1 protein-coding gene and 1 pseudogene are annotated in these 998 nt (G+C 44.5%); both read left to right on the top strand.

Features of this window, described 5'->3' with window-relative positions; translation table 11 throughout:
• A pseudogene (locus H2245_RS11985) lies at positions 1–516 on the top strand (sugar ABC transporter substrate-binding protein); the annotation flags it as partial.
• Between the two features lie 14 nt (positions 517–530).
• The gene (locus H2245_RS11980) at positions 531–959 is read left to right on the top strand and encodes a low molecular weight protein-tyrosine-phosphatase (RefSeq protein ID WP_182407640.1); all 429 of its coding nucleotides are present in this window, start codon (positions 531–533) and stop codon (positions 957–959) included.
• The last annotated feature ends 39 nt before the right edge of the window (positions 960–998 follow it).

The following is a 998-nucleotide window of genomic DNA, read 5'->3' as shown; positions in this document are numbered from 1 at the left end:
GCCATCTCCATGGCCGGCGGTGCCCTACCAACGGGTGACTCAAATAATCTTGTCCTCAACCGTAATGGGGTGAACTACAACATAGGCTTACAGTCACTCAGACAACTGGGTTCCTCAGCCAACAAGATTTATGTCCAAAACGGTGACTCTATTCACGTGAATAGTCAAAGTCGCAATAAAGTATATGTCTTAGGAGAGTTTGGTCGGGTAGAACCGGTCCCTATTCTTGAGCAAGGATTAAGCTTAGCGCATGTGCTTGGTGAGTCTAGAGGTCTTGACTCCAGCAGTGCCAATGCCGCGAAGATCTATGTGGTTCGAGACAATCCTAACTATCCGCGTACCAATATCTATTATATTGATATGCAAACCATCACCAGCTTTTCATTGGCCAACCGATTTGAGATGCACCCCAATGATATCGTTTATGTGGATCCGACCGGTCTCGCTCGCTGGAACCGTGTGCTCAGTGCGCTACTGCCTTCTACATCGGCAATCAGAAGCCTTTCAGGTATATAAGTTGAGCTATCACCATGTCATTTAACAATATCTTAGTGGTTTGTGTGGGCAATATTTGTCGTAGCCCCATCGCTGAAGCTTTACTACAGCACCACTTCCCAGACAAACATATTGATTCTGCAGGATTGTCCGCCTTAGTCGATCATCCTGCCGATGAAAAAGCCATTGCCGTGATGGCGTTAGATGGCATTGACATGCGTGATCATCGGGCGAAACAGATTGATAAAGACTTAGTCACAACTGCAGATTTAATCTTAACCATGTCAGACAGTCAAAAAGAATGGATTGAGGGTAATTGGCCGCATTGTCGGGGTAAAACATTTAGAGTGGGGCATTGGAATGATAAAGATATCGCTGATCCCTATGGGCATGATCAGGTAGCATTTGAGGCAGCCAAACAAGATATTACTGTCAGTTTGGATCATTGGTTTAATAAAATTTGAGTAGCGATTATTTATGAGTACAGATTCGAAAAGCTTATC

This window comes from Psychrobacter sp. GP33 (genome assembly GCF_014119005.1).
Lineage (GTDB): Bacteria > Pseudomonadota > Gammaproteobacteria > Pseudomonadales > Moraxellaceae > Psychrobacter.
The sequence above is the reverse complement of the archived record's forward strand: the minus strand, read 5'-3'. Positions and strand labels throughout refer to the sequence as shown.

What these genes read in the sequence shown, in the direction of transcription:
- H2245_RS11980 (WP_182407640.1), top strand. Translation starts at nt 531, where the DNA reads ATGTCATTTAACAATATCTTAGTGGTTTGTGTGGGCAATATTTGTCGT.